Annotated in this window: 17 protein-coding genes; 7 read left to right on the forward strand and 10 right to left on the reverse strand. The window is 64.5% G+C overall.

What is annotated here, in order from left to right:
* Window positions 1–32 precede the first annotated feature (32 nt).
* Window positions 33–998, forward strand: coding sequence for a helix-turn-helix domain-containing protein (locus KR541_RS29740; RefSeq protein ID WP_050011287.1), 966 nt, complete (start codon window positions 33–35; stop codon window positions 996–998).
* A 577-nt stretch (window positions 999–1,575) separates the two neighbouring features.
* On the forward strand, window positions 1,576–2,313 hold the full coding sequence (locus KR541_RS29745; RefSeq protein ID WP_124593214.1) for a hypothetical protein: 738 nt from the start codon (window positions 1,576–1,578) through the stop codon (window positions 2,311–2,313).
* Between the two features lie 284 nt (window positions 2,314–2,597).
* Here KR541_RS29745 and gltA read toward each other — a convergent pair whose 3' ends face one another.
* From gltA to KR541_RS29780, 7 genes are all read right to left on the reverse strand, one after another.
* Complete coding sequence (gene gltA / locus KR541_RS29750) at window positions 2,598–3,899, reverse strand: citrate synthase (protein WP_050011289.1); 1,302 nt, start codon at window positions 3,897–3,899, stop codon at window positions 2,598–2,600.
* A 66-nt stretch (window positions 3,900–3,965) separates the two neighbouring features.
* Entirely contained in the window at window positions 3,966–4,238 is a 273-nt protein-coding gene (locus KR541_RS29755; protein ID WP_050011290.1) for an FAD assembly factor SdhE, read from the reverse strand.
* A 6-nt stretch (window positions 4,239–4,244) separates the two neighbouring features.
* Window positions 4,245–4,946: a succinate dehydrogenase iron-sulfur subunit gene (locus KR541_RS29760; RefSeq protein ID WP_050011291.1), complete on the reverse strand. Its 702-nt coding sequence runs from the start codon at window positions 4,944–4,946 to the stop codon at window positions 4,245–4,247.
* Between the two features lie 21 nt (window positions 4,947–4,967).
* The gene (sdhA, locus tag KR541_RS29765) at window positions 4,968–6,743 is read right to left on the reverse strand and encodes a succinate dehydrogenase flavoprotein subunit (protein WP_050011292.1); all 1,776 of its coding nucleotides are present in this window, start codon (window positions 6,741–6,743) and stop codon (window positions 4,968–4,970) included.
* 3 nt (window positions 6,744–6,746) lie between these two features.
* Window positions 6,747–7,115: a succinate dehydrogenase, hydrophobic membrane anchor protein gene (gene sdhD, locus KR541_RS29770; protein ID WP_006487767.1), complete on the reverse strand. Its 369-nt coding sequence runs from the start codon at window positions 7,113–7,115 to the stop codon at window positions 6,747–6,749.
* A gap of 4 nt (window positions 7,116–7,119) precedes the next feature.
* Window positions 7,120–7,536, reverse strand: coding sequence for a succinate dehydrogenase, cytochrome b556 subunit (gene sdhC, locus KR541_RS29775; RefSeq protein ID WP_023474464.1), 417 nt, complete (start codon window positions 7,534–7,536; stop codon window positions 7,120–7,122).
* A 168-nt stretch (window positions 7,537–7,704) separates the two neighbouring features.
* On the reverse strand, window positions 7,705–8,529 hold the full coding sequence (locus KR541_RS29780) for a GntR family transcriptional regulator (protein WP_006479356.1): 825 nt from the start codon (window positions 8,527–8,529) through the stop codon (window positions 7,705–7,707).
* A gap of 288 nt (window positions 8,530–8,817) precedes the next feature.
* On the opposite strand from KR541_RS29780, the gene KR541_RS29785 reads away from it, so the two are divergent.
* The 5 genes from KR541_RS29785 (at window position 8,818) to acnA (ending at window position 16,234) form a co-directional block, all read left to right on the forward strand.
* Window positions 8,818–9,804 carry a malate dehydrogenase gene (locus KR541_RS29785; protein WP_006479357.1) on the forward strand — a complete coding sequence of 329 codons (987 nt, stop codon included), beginning with the start codon at window positions 8,818–8,820 and terminating at the stop codon, window positions 9,802–9,804.
* Window positions 9,805–9,988: 184 nt separating this feature from the next.
* Window positions 9,989–10,996, forward strand: a complete 1,008-nt coding sequence (locus tag KR541_RS29790) for an HpcH/HpaI aldolase/citrate lyase family protein (protein ID WP_176015423.1) — start codon at window positions 9,989–9,991, stop codon at window positions 10,994–10,996.
* A gap of 230 nt (window positions 10,997–11,226) precedes the next feature.
* Window positions 11,227–11,742 carry a hypothetical protein gene (locus KR541_RS29795; protein WP_050011294.1) on the forward strand — a complete coding sequence of 172 codons (516 nt, stop codon included), beginning with the start codon at window positions 11,227–11,229 and terminating at the stop codon, window positions 11,740–11,742.
* Between the two features lie 22 nt (window positions 11,743–11,764).
* Entirely contained in the window at window positions 11,765–13,216 is a 1,452-nt protein-coding gene (locus KR541_RS29800; RefSeq protein ID WP_050011295.1) for a bifunctional 2-methylcitrate dehydratase/aconitate hydratase, read from the forward strand.
* Between the two features lie 300 nt (window positions 13,217–13,516).
* Entirely contained in the window at window positions 13,517–16,234 is a 2,718-nt protein-coding gene (gene acnA / locus KR541_RS29805; RefSeq protein ID WP_050011296.1) for an aconitate hydratase AcnA, read from the forward strand.
* A 173-nt stretch (window positions 16,235–16,407) separates the two neighbouring features.
* On the opposite strand, the gene KR541_RS29810 is transcribed toward acnA, so the two are convergent.
* The 3 genes from KR541_RS29810 to KR541_RS29820 are packed head-to-tail and all read right to left on the reverse strand — an operon-like array spanning window position 16,408 to window position 17,599.
* Window positions 16,408–16,848, reverse strand: a complete 441-nt coding sequence (locus KR541_RS29810) for a DUF1801 domain-containing protein (protein WP_089489157.1) — start codon at window positions 16,846–16,848, stop codon at window positions 16,408–16,410.
* Complete coding sequence (locus tag KR541_RS29815) at window positions 16,845–17,276, reverse strand: SRPBCC family protein (RefSeq protein ID WP_216089986.1); 432 nt, start codon at window positions 17,274–17,276, stop codon at window positions 16,845–16,847. The genes KR541_RS29810 and KR541_RS29815 overlap by 4 nt, the downstream gene beginning before the upstream one ends.
* On the reverse strand, window positions 17,276–17,599 hold the full coding sequence (locus KR541_RS29820; protein WP_050011403.1) for an ArsR/SmtB family transcription factor: 324 nt from the start codon (window positions 17,597–17,599) through the stop codon (window positions 17,276–17,278). The genes KR541_RS29815 and KR541_RS29820 overlap by 1 nt, the downstream gene beginning before the upstream one ends.
* Window positions 17,600–17,886: the final 287 nt, after the last annotated feature.

The raw sequence follows: 17,886 nt of genomic DNA on the forward strand, positions 1-17,886 counted from the left end.
CGGCGCGCTGCCCGCCCCTACCGGAGGCCGCGATGAAACCGCAATACGAGCATGTGACGTTCGCGTCCGGCTGTTCGATCCGCGTGTATCACCGTCAGCTCGCGCGCATTCCGTTCGAGTGGCATCGCCATCCCGAGTACGAACTGACGCTGACGCTCAACAGCCGCGGCCAGCGCTTCATCGGCGATCACGTCGCACGCTACGCGGATGACGATCTCGTGCTCGTGCCGCCGAACCTGCCGCATACGTGGTCGTCGAACGCGCGCATCGATCGCGGCGCGCCCGAGGTCGCGCTCGTCGTCTGGTTCGACGGAGACTGGGTACGGCGGCTGGCCGACTGCTGCCCCGAATACGCGCCGCTGCGCTCGCTGCTGCGGCGCGCGGCGCCGGGCCTGCGCTTCGACGTGGAGACGGCCCGCGCGATGCGCGCGCGGCTGCCGCGGTTGCTCGATCCGTCGCCGCGCGTGCGGCTCGCGGCCACGCTCGATACGCTTGCCGATCTCGCGGAAGCCGGCGGCGAACCGCTCGCCACCTCGCAGGCCTACGATCGCTCCGACGCAGCCACGTCCTCGGTCGACTCCACCGCATCCGGCGCCGAACGCCTCGATCGCGTACTCGACGCGATCGACCGGCAGTTCCACGAACCGCTGCGCATCGACGCGCTCGCGGCCGTCGCGCACCTGTCCGAACGCACGCTGCAGCGGCTGTTCGCGCGTCATATCGGCGAAAGCGTCGGCCGCTACGTGCAACGGCTGCGGCTCGCGCACGCGTGCCGCCATCTCGCCGGCACCGACTGGCCGATCGCGACGGTCGCCGCGCGCTGCGGCATTGCGAATGCCGCGAACTTCAACCGCCAGTTCCTCGCTGCGCACGGCATGACGCCCGGCGCGTACCGGCAGTTCTTCAAGCAGCACGGCCACGCGCCCGACGACGATGCGCCAGCGCTCGACACACGGCCGCCGTCGCTGGAGCGCCGCGCCGGATCGCGTATCGCCTGATCGGCACCGCACGCCTGAACGGCGTCGATCCCGACGAGTGCGAGCCCAATGACGCCCGCACCTTCGATTCGACTTCGCGCGCGATCAGCGCCCGCATCTGCTGCCAGAGGTTCTGCTCGCGCCGGCCGAGCTCGTCGCGCATGCGGAAGAATGCCTTCACAGGTGCAATCTTTAGTTGCACTCCTCCCGGTCAATTGCCGCTTCCGGATTGAAGCGTTCTCCGGTTCGCGTTTCATGCTTTTACTGCGCATGAGTGAGGCTTCCGGGTCGGCGTACATCATTAATATCGGCACTACACCTTGTGTTAACCGGAGAAACCGACATGACGGGCGGCAACAGCTTTCCTCGAGTTACGAATGGCAATAACGCTTACACGACTGATTTTCATGAACCTTACCCAGCGCCCGGCTCGGGGGCAGGGTCGCGGACTGGGCCCGCCTCTCACACGCAGCCGCCTATCCATGGGATGCCTCCGGCATTCAATGGGCGTCCATCTTCTGCGCCAACGACGACTGATCCCGCGTTTGCTGGCCCCTATAGCAGCGTAAGGCGACACGGTATCCTTTCTCAAGACCAGATGCGAGATCAGCACATTGCATTTAATCAATCACACGACGGTCAAGTGGCGCGGAGCGATATCGATGTTACCCGGATACACGGTAGCCCGGATCCTCAACAGAGGGCGCGCTCCGCGCGCATGGCAGTGGAAAACTCTGCGCATGGGGCGCTGTCCGTCGCGCTCGAACGCCATGGATACGGCCCGCTGCATACTGAAACACACGCGCCATCAACGGAAGAGGTGCTTCGCTCGTTGAGTCCCGAACAACGTAAAGAGTTTGAGGCAGCGATGGAGTACGGTATGAAGCCTGAGCAGATTCTCGAGATGATGGCGACGGATCAACGAACAACAAGTTTGTCGCCGCACGGGCAATCGCAGGCCTACCATCGGATGCAGAGTACTTTTATGGTGACAGCGCACGCCAGTGCCCCAGCGGCCTATGCCTCCCCGTACGAAGATACCCGTCACAGTATTCCGCCGTCAGAGTTTCGTGGCGTTTACGTCCCGCAATCGCATGCGCACACCGCTCGCCAAGTTGATCGGGAATTAGCCGCGCGTCAGCCGGTATATCCGCGGGCCGTCGTCGTGCCGGATCAGCCCGGAATGAACCCATATTATCAGGCGTCAAATGGTAACCAGCATCAGGTCCATGGTGTTCAAGCTCCTGACTATTACAATGCCCTTAGAGCCCAGCTCAGTTCCGAGGACGACTATGACGCACACATCGTAAAGACCGGCATTCGGCGCGAATGGTAAGAACGCCTTTAGCCGATCGGCAACGAACGTTGGGAGCGTAAAGCATGACCTTGACGTCCTCCCTGCCCGAAGGCAGCGGAGGATATCAATCCCATTGCACATCTGATGGGAATCAGATTGCCCGTGCCGCACGCTCATGAACGGACGGTGTGCATCGAGCGCTTACCTCGCGCCAGCGTCGGCCGCACAAATGAAAACACCCCGGCGGGATGACCCACCGGGGTGTCGTGGCGTTGCGATTGCCGGACGCGAGCGGCCTGACGACCGTTCGCGCCGCGCACGGTTTAACGTGCGTTGAGCGGCTTCGCTTCGCGCGGCGTGTCGCCGATGAACAGCTGACGCGGACGGCCGATCTTCTGTTCCGGATCGGCAATCATTTCGTTCCACTGTGCGATCCAGCCGACCGTACGTGCCATCGCGAAGATACACGTGAACATCGACGTCGGGATGCCCAGCGCGCGCTGAACGATACCCGAGTAGAAGTCGACGTTCGGGTACAGCTTGCGCGACACGAAGTATTCGTCTTCCAGCGCGATCTTCTCGAGCTGCATCGCGAGCTTGAACAGCGGGTCGTCGTGCAGGCCCAGTTCGTTCAGCACTTCGTAGCAGGTTTCGCGCATCAGCTTCGCGCGCGGGTCGTAGTTCTTGTACACGCGGTGACCGAAGCCCATCAGCTTCACGCCCGAATTCTTGTCCTTCACCTGCTTGATGAATTCGGGGATGTTGTCCGGCGAACCGATCTGCTCGAGCATGTTCAGCGCGGCTTCGTTCGCACCACCGTGCGCCGGGCCCCACAGACACGCGATACCGGCCGCGATACACGCGAACGGGTTCGCGCCCGACGAGCCGGCCAGGCGAACCGTCGACGTCGATGCGTTCTGCTCGTGATCGGCGTGCAGGATCAGGATGCGGTCGAGTGCGCGGACCAGCACGTCGTTGACCTTGTACTCTTCGCACGGGTTCGAGAACATCATGTGCATGAAGTTCGCGCTGTACGACAGTTCGTTCTTCGGATAGACGAACGGCTGACCGATGCTGAACTTGTACGCCATCGCGACGAGCGTCGGCAGCTTCGCGATCATGCGGATCGCCGACACTTCGCGGTGACGCGGGTCGTTGATGTCGAGCGAGTCGTGATAGAACGCCGACAGCGCGCCGACGGCCGCGACCAGCACCGCCATCGGGTGCGCGTCGCGACGGAAGCCGCGGAAGAAGAAGTGCATCTGCTCGTGCACCATCGTATGCTTGGTGACGGTGTCGACGAACTCCTTCTTCTGCGCCGCGTTCGGCAGTTCGCCCTTCAGCAGCAGGTAGCAGCTTTCGAGGAAGTCGGCGTTTTGCGCGAGGTTGTCGATCGGGTAACCGCGGTACAGCAGCTCGCCCTTGTCGCCGTCGATGTACGTGATCGCCGAATTACAAGCTGCCGTCGACATGAAGCCCGGGTCGTACGTGAACTTGCCGGTCTGGCCGTACAGCTTGCGGATGTCGATTACGTCCGGGCCCATCGTGCCCTTGTAGATCGGCATTTCGACGCTCGGCGAGTTGTCGCTGAACGATAGCGTGGCTTTAACATCAGACGGAGTCATGGCACATCCTCAATCGAAATAAAGAAACGGGATTCGATAACGGGCACAGCGTGTTACATGTTGGCGTTACACGTTGCGCAGCATCTCCAACAGCCGGTGAATCTCCGGGCTGTCTAGGTCGCCCTCTGGTTCCTTGCGCGCGAGGAGCAAGTCCATCAGGTCGTTGTCGCTCAGATCGAGCAGGCGCGACAACGCGCCTACGTCTGCATCGGTGAGGTCATGCTCGTATCGGCTGAAGAAACGCTCGAATACGATGTCGTTCTCCAGCAGACCCCGCCGCGCGCGCCAGCGCAGGCGCGCGCGGCGGTGCGGGTCGGATTGATGCGAATCGTCGCTCATTAAAATTTATACCGCGCGGCGAACCATCAGTTCCTTGATCTTGCCGATCGCCTTCGTCGGGTTCAGGCCCTTCGGGCAAACGTCGACGCAGTTCATGATCGTGTGGCAACGGAACAGACGGTACGGGTCTTCCAGATTGTCGAGGCGCTCGCCGGTGGCGGTGTCGCGGCTGTCCGCGATGAAGCGGTAAGCCTGCAGCAGGCCGGCCGGGCCGACGAACTTGTCCGGGTTCCACCAGAAGCTCGGGCACGACGTCGAGCAGCTCGCGCACAGAATGCACTCGTACACGCCGTCGAGCTCGTCGCGCTCTTCCGGCGACTGGAGGCGTTCCTTCTCCGGCGGCGGCGCGTCGTTGATCAGGTACGGCTTGATCGAGTGGTACTGGTTGAAGAAGTGCGTCATGTCGACGATCAGGTCGCGCACGACGGGCAGGCCCGGCAGCGGACGCAGCACGACCTTCTGCGGCAGGTCGTTCAGGTTCGTCAGGCACGCGAGACCGTTCTTGCCGTTGATGTTCATCGCGTCCGAACCGCACACGCCTTCGCGGCACGAACGGCGGAACGACAGCGTCTCGTCCAGGGCCTTCAGCTTGACCAGCGCGTCGAGCAGCATGCGCTCATGCTGGATATCGAGCTCGTACGTCTGCATGCGCGGCGCTGCGTCCTTGTCCGGATCGTAGCGGTAGACTTCAAAAATGCGTTTTGCCATTTCGGATTCCTTTGACTCGGCTTAGAACGTGCGCGGCTTCGGCGGCACGGATTCGACCGTCAGCGGCTTCATTTGAACCGGCTTGTAGTCGAGGCGATCGCCTTCGCTGTACCACAGCGTGTGACGCAGCCAGTTGTCGTCGTCGCGGTGTTCGTAGTCGCTGTGCGCGTGTGCGCCGCGGCTTTCCTTGCGCGCTTCCGCCGACACCATCGTCGCGCGGGCCACTTCGATCAGGTTCTCCAGCTCGAGCGCTTCGACGCGCGCGGTGTTGAACACCTTCGACTTGTCCTTCAGGTGGATGTTTTCCACGCGCGCCTTCAGGCCGGCCATCTGGTCGACGCCTTCCTTCAGCAGCGCCGACGTGCGGAACACGCCTGCGTGCTTCTGCATCGTTGCGCGGATGTCGTTCGCAACGTCCTGCGTGTACTCGCCCGAGCTCGACGTGTCGAGCTTGTTCAGGCGCGCCAGCGAGAACTCGCCCGCATCGGCCGGCAGCGGCTTGTGTTCCTTCTGGTTCTTCACGTGCTGAACGATGTGGTTGCCGGCCGCACGGCCGAACACCACGAGGTCCAGCAGCGAGTTCGTGCCGAGACGGTTCGCACCGTGCACCGACACGCATGAGCATTCGCCCACTGCGTAGAAGCCGTTAATCGGTTCCTTGTGATCGCGCGACGTGCCGACGACCTGACCGTGGATGTTGGTCGGGATACCGCCCATCTGGTAGTGGATCGTCGGGACGACCGGGATCGGTTCCTTGATCGCGTCGACGTTCGCGAACTTCAGCGCGATTTCGCGGATCGACGGCAGACGCTTCATGATCGTCTCGGCGCCGATGTGCGACAGGTCGAGCAGCACGTGATCCTTGTTCGGACCGACGCCGCGACCTTCCTTGATTTCCTGGTCCATCGAACGCGACACGAAATCGCGCGGCGCCAGATCCTTCAGCGTCGGCGCGTAGCGCTCCATGAAGCGCTCGCCGTTCGCGTTGCGCAGGATACCGCCTTCGCCGCGCACGCCTTCGGTGATCAGCACGCCCGCGCCGGCCACGCCGGTCGGGTGGAACTGCCAGAACTCCATGTCCTGCAGCGCGACGCCCGAGCGGGCCGCCATGCCGAGGCCGTCGCCGGTGTTGATGAACGCGTTCGTCGACGCCGCGAAGATCCGGCCTGCGCCGCCCGTCGCGAACAGCGTCGTCTTGCCTTCCATGATGTAGACGTCGCCCGTCTCCATCTCGAGGGCCGTCACGCCGAGCACGTCGCCGTCCGCGTCGCGGATCAGGTCGAGCGCCATCCATTCGACGAAGAACTGCGTCTTCGCCTCGACGTTCTGCTGGTACAGCGTGTGCAGCAGCGCGTGACCGGTACGGTCGGCGGCCGCGCAAGCGCGCTGGACCGGCTTCTCGCCGTAGTTCGCGGTGTGGCCGCCGAACGGGCGCTGGTAGATCGTGCCGTCCGCGTTGCGGTCGAACGGCATGCCGAAGTGTTCGAGTTCGTACACGACGTTCGGCGCTTCACGGCACATGAACTCGATCGCGTCCTGGTCGCCGAGCCAGTCGGAGCCCTTGATCGTGTCGTAGAAGTGGAAGTGCCAGTTGTCTTCGCTCATGTTGCCGAGCGACGCGCCGATACCGCCTTGCGCGGCCACCGTGTGCGAACGCGTCGGGAACACCTTCGACAGCACGCCGACCGACAGGCCCGCGCGCGACAGTTGCAGCGCTGCGCGCAAGCCGGAGCCGCCTGCGCCGACGATCACGACGTCGAACTTGCGGCGCGGGAGGGAAGTTTTGATTGCAGCCATTCTTTACACTCTCCAGAGAATCTGCGCGGCGTAGCCCGCACATGCGAGCAGCCAGACGATGGTCAGCGATTGCAGCAGCAGGCGCACACCGACGGGCTTCACGTAGTCCATCCAGATGTCGCGCACGCCGACCCATGCGTGGTAGAAGAGGGAAAGCAGCATCACGAAGGTCGCGAGCTTCATCCATTGCGCGGCGAAGATCGATGCCCAGCCTTCGTACGAAAAATCGTGCGCGCCGAAGAACAGGACGAGCAGAATGACCGTGTAGACCGCCATGATCGTGGCGGTGACGCGCTGCGCGAGCCAGTCGCGCAGGCCGTAGTGAGCGCCGACGACGAGGCGCTTCGAGCCGATTCGGTTGTTGGCTGCCATTTTCTTAGAATGCTCCGAACAGTTTGAGTGCCATGGCGATCGTCAGCGCGATCGAGACGACAAAGACGACGACGGCCGTCCGCTTGCCGCCTTCCTTCGTGACGGCGTCATGGTTGACGTCCATCAGCAGGTGGCGAATGCCGGCGCAGAAATGGTGGAAGAAGGCCCACGACAACGCGAGGACGATCAGCTTGACGACGATGTTGGAGAGGAAAGCCTTGAAGACTTCGAAGCTGAGCTCGGAGGTAAGGCTCTGGTCGAAGAGGAACAGCAGGAACGGCAGGAACAGGAACAGCAGCGCGCCGCTGATACGATGGAGAATCGACAATATCGCCGCCAGGGGCATGCGATATTTCAACGTGATGTCGCCGATTCCGATGTTCCGGTATTCCGGCCTCGGCTTTCTTACTGCGTCAGTCATGCTAGACCCCTACTATGTTGTCACACTAATCCGCGATTTTAGCGCCTTTTTATATCGCGCTGCAGCGAAAGTCTGCTCTGGATCATTGCGCGAACACGAACAAAGGCGGCCCGAAACGTGCTTCGCGAGCGTGGGAAACGCGAATGCACGCGGCTGAACCGAACGTCGTCAGCTCAAGTCATTCTGATAGTAGTACCCGGTTGTGACATACCAGCCGCGACGCACTTCCACCGGCCGGTCCCCATACGTATAGGACACGCGCTCGACCGACAGCAGCGGGAAGCCCGCCGGCACGTGCAGCAGGTCGGCCACCGCCGGATCCGCCGCGACCGCACGGATCTTCTCCGTCGCGCGGATCATCCGCGTCCCGAACTCCGTCTCGAACATCGCGTAGAGCGGCCCCTTGTACTCGCTCAGCCGCTCGAACGTCAGCCCGCGGAACATCGCGCCCGGCAGCCAGATCTCGTCGAGCACCGTCACTTCGCTGTCGAATTCCAGCAGGCGGCGCACCTGCACGACCGGATCGGCGGGCTTCAGGTCGAGCTGCCGCGCGATCTCGGCCGGCGCGCGCAGGCGCCGGCATTCGAGCAGGCGGCTCACGTGCGGGTGCTCGGCGCCGTCGTCGGCCAGCAGACGCAGAAAGCGGAATTGCGCGCGATCTTCGTTGTGCGTTGCAACAAAAGTGCCCTTGCCCTGCCGCCGGACCACGAGGTTTTCGGCGGCCAGCTCGTCGATCGCCTTGCGCACGGTGCCCTGGCTGACCTTGTAGCGGGCCGCGAGCTCCACTTCGCTGGGAATGATCTCGCCCGGCTTCCATTCGCCGGATTCGAGACTTTGCGTGATCAATGACTTGATCTGCTGGTATAACGGGCTGAACGTCGGCGACGCGGACGCCGCGGGCGAGGCTGCGGGATCGCCCGCGCCCGGCTGCCCTGGGCCGCCTGCGCCGGTTTGATTCGCGGTGTTCGCCTGGTTCGATGTCATGGCGCGCATTTCATCACAAACCGCACTTTTTCGTCCACTCAATTTCCGCAAAACATCTGTCTTATATAAGACATATGATACCGTTTGACTTTGCGCGTGACGGCTCCTACACTCCCGGTCGAGCAAGGGTTCGCGGGTGCAACAGCGCGTCCCCGGCTACGTGCCACGGCCGTCTCCAGGTTCACTGCGTCTGCCATCGCGAGTCCTCCGCCCTGCTTCAATGCAACGCTACGCACAACGCGCATAGAATGGCGTTTTCGCTCGCGTCCAACGCTTCACCCGTCCTGGAGATTTTCAATGGCTAAGCCCGCAAAGCGCGTTGCCGTCACCGGCGCCGCAGGTCAAATCGCTTACTCCCTGCTGTTCCGCATCGCGAACGGCGACCTGCTCGGCAAGGACCAGCCGGTCATCCTGCAACTGCTCGACCTCCCGCAAGCCCAAGGCGCCGTCAAGGGCGTCGTGATGGAACTCGACGATTGCGCGTTCCCGCTGCTCGCAGGCGTCGTGATCACCGACGATCCGAAGGTCGCATTCAAGGATGCAGACGTCGCGCTGCTGGTCGGTGCGCGTCCGCGCTCGAAGGGCATGGAGCGCAAGGACCTGCTGTCGGCGAACGCCGAAATCTTCACGGTTCAGGGCGCCGCGCTGAACGAAGTCGCGAGCCGCGACGTGAAGGTGCTGGTCGTCGGCAACCCGGCGAACACGAACGCGTACATCGCGATGAAGTCGGCGCCGGATCTGCCGAAGAAGAACTTCACGGCCATGCTGCGCCTCGACCACAACCGCGCGCTGTCGCAGCTCGCCGCCAAGTCGGGCAAGCCGGTCGCGTCGATCGAGAAGCTCGCCGTGTGGGGCAACCACTCGCCGACGATGTACCCGGACTTCCGCTTCGCGACCGCCGAAGGCGAATCGCTGCTGAAGCTGATCAACGACGACGTGTGGAACCGCGACACGTTCATCCCGACCGTCGGCAAGCGCGGCGCGGCGATCATCGAAGCGCGCGGCCTGTCGTCGGCGGCGTCGGCAGCCAACGCGGCGATCGACCACGTGCGTGACTGGGTGCTCGGCACGAACGGCAAGTGGGTCACGATGGGCATCCCGTCGGACGGCTCGTACGGCATCCCCGAAGACATCATCTACGGCGTGCCGGTCACCTGCGAAAACGGCGAATACAAGCGCGTCGAAGGCCTGGAAATCGACGCGTTCTCGCGCGAGAAGATGGACGGCACGCTGGCCGAGCTGCTCGAAGAGCGCGATGGCGTCGCCCACCTGCTGAAGAACTAAGCATCACGCATCGTGCCGGGCAGCCTTCGCGGCGCCCGGCTTCGGCACGGGCCGGCACGCCGCCGGCCCGGCCCGCCGATCCGATTCGCGCACGTTTTGCCGCCCGCGCCGCGCCGCGCACCGGCCCAGAGCCTGCCCGAATCCGATTTCCGCCACGTTGACCCGCTTCCCTCACGTAGAAGACATGGCCGCGCTCACTCCTGCACAAGTGCTGTACGACGGGGCGTCCCCGCCCGCGATCCTGCCCTGCTGCGATCACTACGCGGGCAGCGAGAAGCTGATGCGCAAGTCGCTCGCGCTGCAGGCCGAGCTGGGTCCCGTGTTCGACCTCACGCTCGACTGCGAGGACGGCGCGGCCGTCGGCCAGGAAGCCGCGCACGCGGCGCTCGTCGCCGACTTGCTCGGCAGCGCCGAGAACCGCTTCGGCCGCGTCGGCGTCCGCATCCACGACTTTTCCCACCCGCACTGGCGCGACGACGTGCGCATCGTGCTGCGTGCGTCGCGCGCACCCGCCTACATCACGCTGCCGAAGATCGCGAGCGCCGCCGACGCGGCCGAAATGACCGCGTTCATCGAAGGCACGCGCCGCGAGTTCGGCATCGCGCAGCCGATCCCGGCCGACGTGCTGATCGAGACGCACGGCGCGCTCGCGCAGGCGGCCGCCCTCGCCGCGCTGCCGACGGTCGGCACGCTGAGCTTCGGGCTGATGGATTTCGTCTCCGCGCACCACGGCGCGATTCCCGATTCCGCGATGCGCTCGCCCGGCCAGTTCGATCACCCGCTCGTGCGCCGCGCGAAGCTGGAAATCGCCGCGGCCTGTCACGCGCACGGCAAGACGCCGTCGCACAACGTGACCACGGAAGTGCGCGACATGAGCGTCGTCGCCGGCGACGCCCGCCGCGCGCGCGACGAATTCGCGTTCACGCGAATGTGGAGCATCCACCCGGCGCAGATCCGCCCGATCGTCGACGCGTTCGCGCCGCGCGCCGACGAAGTCACGCTGGCCGCCGAGATCCTGCTGGCCGCGCAGGCCGCCGACTGGGGCCCGACGCGCCACGGCGATACGCTGCACGATCGCGCGAGTTATCGGTATTACTGGTCGGTGCTGCGCCGTGCGCGGGCCACCGGCCAGCCCGTACCGGACGAGGCTGCGCCGCTGTTCGGCCCGGCCGCCGCGGACGTCGCGCCGTGAGCGCGCGCCGCCCGTCGATACACGCGTTTCATGCATTCGACGTTTCGCCAACCGGACAGACGTTTGCGAAACGACAAAAAACGTAACGGAGCCCGAAAACCTGATATACGCGCGGCCAAATAGGTGAAAATAGCGGCCGCTGCGCGCTTTCGGGGCGCGTGCAGTTTCAAACCGGCCGGCAGTTTCGATTGCCGGCCCTTGTCAACTGATTATCGAAAGGTTCTGACTCCATGAAGAAACTCCTGATCGCTACCGCCATCGGCGCCTTGTCCGCCACGATGCTGGTGTCGGCTCCGAGCGCGTTTGCCCAGGGTACGGCCACCACGACCGCGAAGAAGGCCACGGCCAAGCGCCCGGCACCGGCCAAGCGCATCATCCCGCGCAGCAAGAAGGCGCAGGCACGCGCGGCCGCCAAGGTCGATCCGGTACCGGACGGCGCGGTCAAGTGGTCCTGTAAGGAAGGTCTGTCGTTCGACCTCGCCGGCGACATGAAGCGCGACCAGGTCGTCACGGTTCACTGGGCGAAGAAGAACTACAAGCTGCCGCGTCAAGCCACGACGACGGGCGCCGACACGTTCTACGATCCGGCCGCAGGCTTCAAGCTGGTCGTGATCCCGACCAAGGCGATGCTGTTCTCCGACGCCAACGGCGGCGAGCGCCTCGCGGACGAATGCGTGACGCCGGAAATGGCGCAAGGCACGGCAGCACCGACGCAGTCGAACGAGCTGAAGCCGGCAACGAACTAAGCGCGTTCCCTCCGGCCCCTCGATGTCCGCCCCGGTCTCCAACGTCCGCCCCGCGCCGGATTCGGTACTCGTCGACATCGTCGACTACGTGCTGAACACCGGCCTCGACAGCGCGCTCGCGCTGGAGACGGCGCGTCATTGCCTGATCGACACGCTCGGATGCGGACTCGAGGCGCTGTCCTACCCTGCCTGCACCAAGCTGCTCGGCCCCGTCGTGCCCGGCACGATCGTGCCGAACGGCGCGAAGGTGCCCGGCACGTCCTTCCAGCTCGATCCCGTCCAGGCCGCGTTCGGCATCGGCGCGATGATCCGCTGGCTGGACTTCAACGACACCTGGCTCGCCGCCGAATGGGGTCATCCGTCCGACAACCTCGGCGGGATCCTGGCGACGGCCGACTGGCTCTCCCGCACGGCCCGCGCGGCCGGCCGCAAGCCGCTCGCGATGCGCGACGTGCTGGTCGCGATGATCCAGGCCCACGAGATCCAGGGCTGCCTCGCCCTCGAGAATTCATTCAACGCGGTCGGGCTCGACCATGTGCTGCTCGTGAAGGTCGCATCGACGGCCGTCGTCGGGCGCCTGCTCGGGCTCACGCGCGACGAGCTGATCAACGCGGTGTCCAACGCATTCATTGACGGCCACGCGCTGCGGACCTACCGCCATGCGCCGAACACCGGTTCGCGCAAATCCTGGGCGGCCGGCGACGCGACGTCCCGCGCGGTGCGCCTCGCGCTGATCGCGAAAACGGGTGAAATGGGCTATCCGTCGGCGCTCACCGCCAGGACGTGGGGCTTCTACGACGTGCTGTTCGACGGCAAGCCGTTCCGCTTCCAGCGCCCGTACGGCACGTACGTGATGGAAAACGTGCTGTTCAAGATCGCGTTCCCCGCCGAATTCCATGCGCAGACGGCCGCCGAGGCCGCGCTGCAGCTGCACGCGCAGCTCGCCGCGGCGGGCCGCACGGCCGACGACATCGGCCGGATCACGATCCGCACGCACGCGGCCGCGCTCCGCATCATCGACAAGCAGGGCCCGCTCGCCAATCCGGCCGACCGCGACCACTGCATCCAGTACATGGTCGCCGTGCCGCTGCTGTTCGGCCGGCTGACCGCGGCCGACTACGAAGACGCGGCCGCGGCGGACCCGCGCATCGACGCGCTGCGCGCGAAAACCGTGTGCGTCGAGGATCCGCAGTTCACGCAGGATTACCACGATCCGGACAAGCGATCGATCGCGAATGCGCTGACGGTCGAGTTCACGGACGGATCGAAGCTTGCCGAAGTGGCGGTCGAGTATCCGCTCGGCCATCGGCGGCGCCGTGCCGAAGGCGTCCCGCTCCTGGTCGAGAAGTTCCGGACCAACCTTGCCCGCCGTTTCCCGGCCAAGCAGCAACAAGCGATTCTCGACGTGTCGCTGGACCAGGCAAAGCTCGAAGCGATGCCGGTCGATGAGTACGTCGACTTGTATGTGATATAGGGGGCTGTTTGCGGATGAAACGGACATGCGAATGCCCCAAATCGGTCGCAGGACAAGAAGTGAGGAGCGCCGTTTGGCCGTGCCAAACAAGCGACGAACGACGCCGTCATGCGGCCGATTTGGGGCATTCCCGTGGAATAAATTTTAAATTTGGGGTTGCCCCGAGAAAGGCCGCTCGCTGCGTCACGCTCCTTGCGAGCGGCCTTTCTCGGGGCAACGCATGTCCGTTTCATCCGCAAACAGCCCCCTGGTCATCTACAGGACTCTTTGTTTCCTAGCCTTAAACCCAGGAAAATCACCATGGCCCACAATCTCCACAAGACCCTCAAGGAATTCGACAGCGGTTCCGGCAAAGGCAAGTTCTACTCGCTGCCGCAGCTCGGCAAGGAACTGAAGACGAAGATCGAACGCCTGCCGGTGTCGATCCGCATCGTGCTCGAGTCCGTGCTGCGCAACTACGACGGCAAGAAAATCACCGAAGAGCACATCGAGCAGCTCGCGAACTGGAAGCCGACCGCGAAGCGCGTCGACGAGATTCCGTTCGTCGTGTCGCGCGTCGTGCTGCAGGATTTCACGGGCGTGCCGCTGCTCGCCGACATCGCGGCCATGCGCGGCGTCGCCGAGCGCACGGGCAAGAACCCGAAGAAGATCGAACCGCTGGTCCCGGTCGATCTCGTCGTCGACCACTCGGTCCAGATCGACTACTTCCGCCAGAAGGACGCGCTCGACCTGAACATGAAGCTGGAATTCCAGCGCAACAACGAGCGCTACCAGTTCATGAAGTGGGGCATGCAGGCGTTCGACACGTTCAAGGTCGTGCCGCCGGGCGTGGGCATCGTCCACCAGGTGAACCTCGAGTATCTGGCGCGCGGCGTCCACAAGAAGTCCGACGGCGCCGACACCGTGTACTATCCGGACACCCTCGTCGGCACGGACAGCCACACGACGATGATCAACGGCATCGGCGTGGTCGGCTGGGGCGTGGGCGGCATCGAGGCGGAAGCCGGCATGCTCGGCCAGCCGGTGTACTTCCTGACGCCGGACGTCGTCGGCGTCGAGCTGAAGGGCAAGCTGCGCGAGGGCGTGACGGCCACCGACCTGGTGCTGACGATCACCGAAATGCTGCGCAAGGAGAAGGTCGTCGGCAAGTTCGTCGAGTTCTTCGGCGAAGGCACGCGCTCGCTGTCGCTGCCGGACCGCGCGACGATCGGCAACATGGCGCCGGAATACGGCGCGACGATGGGCTTCTTCCCGGTCGACGAAAAGACGATCGACTACTTCGAAGGCACGGGCCGCACGAAGGCCGAAATCGCCGCGTTCGAAAACTACTTCAAGGCGCAGAACCTGTTCGGCATCCCGAACGCCGGCGACATCGACTACACGAAGGTCGTGACGCTGGATCTGACGACGGTCGCGCCGTCGCTGGCCGGCCCGAAGCGCCCGCAGGACCGCATCGAGATCGGCCACGTCAAGTCGACGTTCACCGACCTGTTCTCGAAGCCGGTCGCGGAAAACGGTTTCGCGAAGAAGGCGGACGACCTGGGCACGCAGTACACGACGAGCAACGGCGTCGACGTGAAGAACGGCGACATCCTGATCGCCGCGATCACGTCGTGCACGAACACGTCGAACCCGAGCGTGCTGCTGGCCGCCGGCCTGCTCGCGAAGAAGGCGGTCGAGGCCGGCCTCACGGTCGACCCGAAGATCAAGACCTCGCTCGCGCCGGGATCGCGCATCGTCACCGAGTACCTGACGAAGACGGGCCTGCTGCCCTACCTGTCGAAGCTCGGCTTCGAAGTCGCGGCGTACGGCTGCACGACCTGTATCGGCAACGCGGGCGACCTGACGCCGGAACTGAACGAAGCGATCACGAAGAACGACATCGTCGCGGCGGCCGTGCTGTCGGGCAACCGTAACTTCGAAGCGCGTATCCACCCGAACATCCGCGCGAACTTCCTCGCGTCGCCGCCGCTCGTCGTCGCGTACGCGATCGCCGGCAACATCACGCGCGACCTGATGACCGAGCCGGTCGGCAAGGGCAAGGGCGGCCGCGACATCTACCTCGGCGACATCTGGCCGACGAGCGATGAAATCCACGCGCTGCTCAAGTTCGCGCTCGATCCGAAGAAGTTCGAGGACAACTACTCGAAGCTGACCAAGAAGGGCGACCTCTGGAGCAAGATCGAGGGTGAGACGGGCGAGGTCTACGACTGGCCGAAGTCGACCTACATCGCCGAGCCGCCGTTCTTCGGCAACGACTTCTCGATGGAGCCGGCTGCGTCGATCCCGACCGTCAAGGGCGCGCGCGCGCTGGGCATCTTCGGCGATTCGGTCACGACCGACCACATCAGCCCGGCAGGCTCGATCAAGGAAGACTCGCCGGCAGGCAAGTGGCTGAAGGAAAACGGCGTGCAGAAGGCCGACTTCAACAGCTACGGCTCGCGCCGCGGCAACCACGACGTGATGATGCGCGGCACGTTCGCGAACGTCCGGATCAAGAACCTGATGATCCCGGCGAAGGCGGACGGCACGCGCGTCGAAGGCGGCCTGACGATCCACCAGCCGAGCGGCGAACAGCAGTCGATCTACGATGCGGCGATGCAGTACGTCGCCGCCGGCACGCCGACCGTCGTGTTCGCGGGCGAAGAGTACGGCACGGGCTCGTCGCGCGACTGGGCCGCGAAGGGCACGCAACTGCTCGGCGTGAAGGCCGTGATCGCACGCAGCTTCGAGCGGATCCACCGCTCGAACCTGGTCGGCATGGGCGTGCTGCCGCTGCAGTTCAAGGGCGCGGACAGCGTGCAGTCGCTCGGCATCACCGGCGAAGAGACGTACGACATCGAAGGCCTCGGCGACGACTTCAAGCCGCAGCAGGACGTCACGCTCGTGATTCACCGCAAGAACGGCGAAACGCAGCGTGTGCCGGTGCTGCTGCGCATCGATACGCCGATCGAAGTCGATTACTACAAGCACGGCGGGATCCTGCCGTTCGTGCTGCGCTCGCTGCTCGCAGCGTAAGCGCGCGGCCGTTGCAGGTGCCGCAGCCGCCTCGCGGGCGGTTGCGGCCGATTTGGATGCCCGACTTCGTGTCGGGCTTTTTTTCGCCTGTGCGCCGGCGGGCGTCGTAGCGACGATCGCACGGCGGCGCCCCGCTTTCGCCGAACGTCACCCGCCGGTATGCGGCTCGCGCGTCACGCCGCCTTGCTACTTCGTGCCTTCGCGCCTGCGGAAGAACCAGATCGCGCGTTCTTCTTCAGATGCGTGCGGTTGTATTCGATCGCCGCGCGCACGAGGTGCTTCAACGCCCGCTTGTCGATCTTGTCGCCTTCGAAGAAATCGATCGCGCGCCGCGCATTGCCTTCGAGACCGTCGTTGAACAGCTGGTCGGGATCGGACAGTTTCGCCCCGTGCATGAACGTGAGCTTCACCTTGCCCTTGTGCGCGTTCGCGACCGCGATCATCCCGTCGCACGACCACACGGGGCTGCCCATCCACTTCCATTCCTCGACGATGCCTTCGTCCGTCGCGAGGATCGTCTGGCGAAGCTCGGCGAACGTCTTGCCGCGCCAGTCGGTGATGCCGGCGATCAGTGCGTCGATGCGCTCGGACGGTTGCAGCTCCGTTGCACTCATGCGCGGGCCTTCGTTTGCGTGTCAGGACGCGACAACACCTGTTCGAGCGATTCGAAGAACCGTACCCAACCATACTGCGCGCCGCGGTACGCCTGCTCCTGGTCGGGGCGGAAGCCGACCTGTTCCATACGCAGGTGCGTGCCGGCCGGCGTCGGCGTGAGCGTCCACGTGACGACGCTTTCGAGGCCGTGCGCCGCCCACGTATAGGACAGCGTACGGTGCGGCTCGATCGCGAGGACCGTGCAGTCGACCGAGCCCCAGTCCGCCCGGAAACTGAACGCACGGCCCGCGACGGGCTCGAAGTCGCTCTTCATCAGCCACGCCTCGATCAGGTGCGGTTGCGTGAGCGCGCGCCAGATCTTCTCCGGCGAATGGGGCAGTTCCCGGTCAACGACGACGGAGCGCGTTTCGGTAGTGGCTTGGTTCATTACTGATCCATCCTTTTGAGCAGATCTTCGAGGGCATCGAACCGGCGCTGCCAGAAGCCTGCCATCTGGCTCGTCCAGTCGATCAACGGGGCCAGCGCTTGCGGCTGCGCGCTGTAATGCGTCTGCCGGCCTTCGTGACGGTCGTTCACGAGCCCGGCCTGCTTCAGTACGCCGAGATGCTTCGACACGGCCGGCTGCGACACGCCCGCATGGGCGGTCAGCGCGGCAACCGTCAGCTCGCCCTCCGCGCAGAGCCGCTCGAAAAGCGCGCGGCGCGTGGGATCGGCGAGTGTCCTGAAAAGCGTGTCCTGAGCTTTTTGCATGTCGTCCAAAATCCATAACCAACGGGTTATGTATTGAAGGATATCCGCTGATCGGCGCGCGTCAAGGCGGGATTTCATGAATGACATGGCTCGATCCCGCGCGACCGGCGGGTTCGTCACACCGGCTCTCGTCCACGCCCGATTCGAGCATTTCCTCTAATCCGCGATGGCGACGCGCGATCCGAAAGCGGCCTGCAAGACTGGCCGATGCGCTGTTCCACAGTTCGGGAAACGTTCGGGGTCCGCCTGCCCCGTTGTTGTGCCCGCGCGAAGCGGTTCCTGACGAG

Origin of the sequence: Burkholderia sola, assembly GCF_905400185.1 — a bacterium.
GTDB lineage: Bacteria > Pseudomonadota > Gammaproteobacteria > Burkholderiales > Burkholderiaceae > Burkholderia > Burkholderia sola.

Excerpts from the sequence above, each read along its gene's own strand:
- KR541_RS29780 (WP_006479356.1), bottom strand. The coding sequence starts at position 8,529 with ATGCGCGCCATGACATCGAACCAGGCGAACACCGCGAATCAAACCGGC.
- KR541_RS29760 (WP_050011291.1), bottom strand. The coding sequence starts at position 4,946 with ATGGCAAAACGCATTTTTGAAGTCTACCGCTACGATCCGGACAAGGAC.
- KR541_RS29790 (WP_176015423.1), top strand. The coding sequence starts at position 9,989 with ATGGCCGCGCTCACTCCTGCACAAGTGCTGTACGACGGGGCGTCCCCG.
- KR541_RS29800 (WP_050011295.1), top strand. The coding sequence starts at position 11,765 with ATGTCCGCCCCGGTCTCCAACGTCCGCCCCGCGCCGGATTCGGTACTC.
- sdhD (WP_006487767.1), bottom strand. The coding sequence starts at position 7,115 with ATGGCAGCCAACAACCGAATCGGCTCGAAGCGCCTCGTCGTCGGCGCT.
- sdhA (WP_050011292.1), bottom strand. The coding sequence starts at position 6,743 with ATGGCTGCAATCAAAACTTCCCTCCCGCGCCGCAAGTTCGACGTCGTG.
- KR541_RS29820 (WP_050011403.1), bottom strand. The coding sequence starts at position 17,599 with ATGCAAAAAGCTCAGGACACGCTTTTCAGGACACTCGCCGATCCCACG.
- KR541_RS29795 (WP_050011294.1), top strand. The coding sequence starts at position 11,227 with ATGAAGAAACTCCTGATCGCTACCGCCATCGGCGCCTTGTCCGCCACG.
- acnA (WP_050011296.1), top strand. The coding sequence starts at position 13,517 with ATGGCCCACAATCTCCACAAGACCCTCAAGGAATTCGACAGCGGTTCC.
- gltA (WP_050011289.1), bottom strand. The coding sequence starts at position 3,899 with ATGACTCCGTCTGATGTTAAAGCCACGCTATCGTTCAGCGACAACTCG.
- KR541_RS29745 (WP_124593214.1), top strand. The coding sequence starts at position 1,576 with ATGCGAGATCAGCACATTGCATTTAATCAATCACACGACGGTCAAGTG.
- KR541_RS29815 (WP_216089986.1), bottom strand. The coding sequence starts at position 17,276 with ATGAACCAAGCCACTACCGAAACGCGCTCCGTCGTCGTTGACCGGGAA.
- KR541_RS29785 (WP_006479357.1), top strand. The coding sequence starts at position 8,818 with ATGGCTAAGCCCGCAAAGCGCGTTGCCGTCACCGGCGCCGCAGGTCAA.
- sdhC (WP_023474464.1), bottom strand. The coding sequence starts at position 7,536 with ATGACTGACGCAGTAAGAAAGCCGAGGCCGGAATACCGGAACATCGGA.
- KR541_RS29755 (WP_050011290.1), bottom strand. The coding sequence starts at position 4,238 with ATGAGCGACGATTCGCATCAATCCGACCCGCACCGCCGCGCGCGCCTG.
- KR541_RS29810 (WP_089489157.1), bottom strand. The coding sequence starts at position 16,848 with ATGAGTGCAACGGAGCTGCAACCGTCCGAGCGCATCGACGCACTGATC.
- KR541_RS29740 (WP_050011287.1), top strand. The coding sequence starts at position 33 with ATGAAACCGCAATACGAGCATGTGACGTTCGCGTCCGGCTGTTCGATC.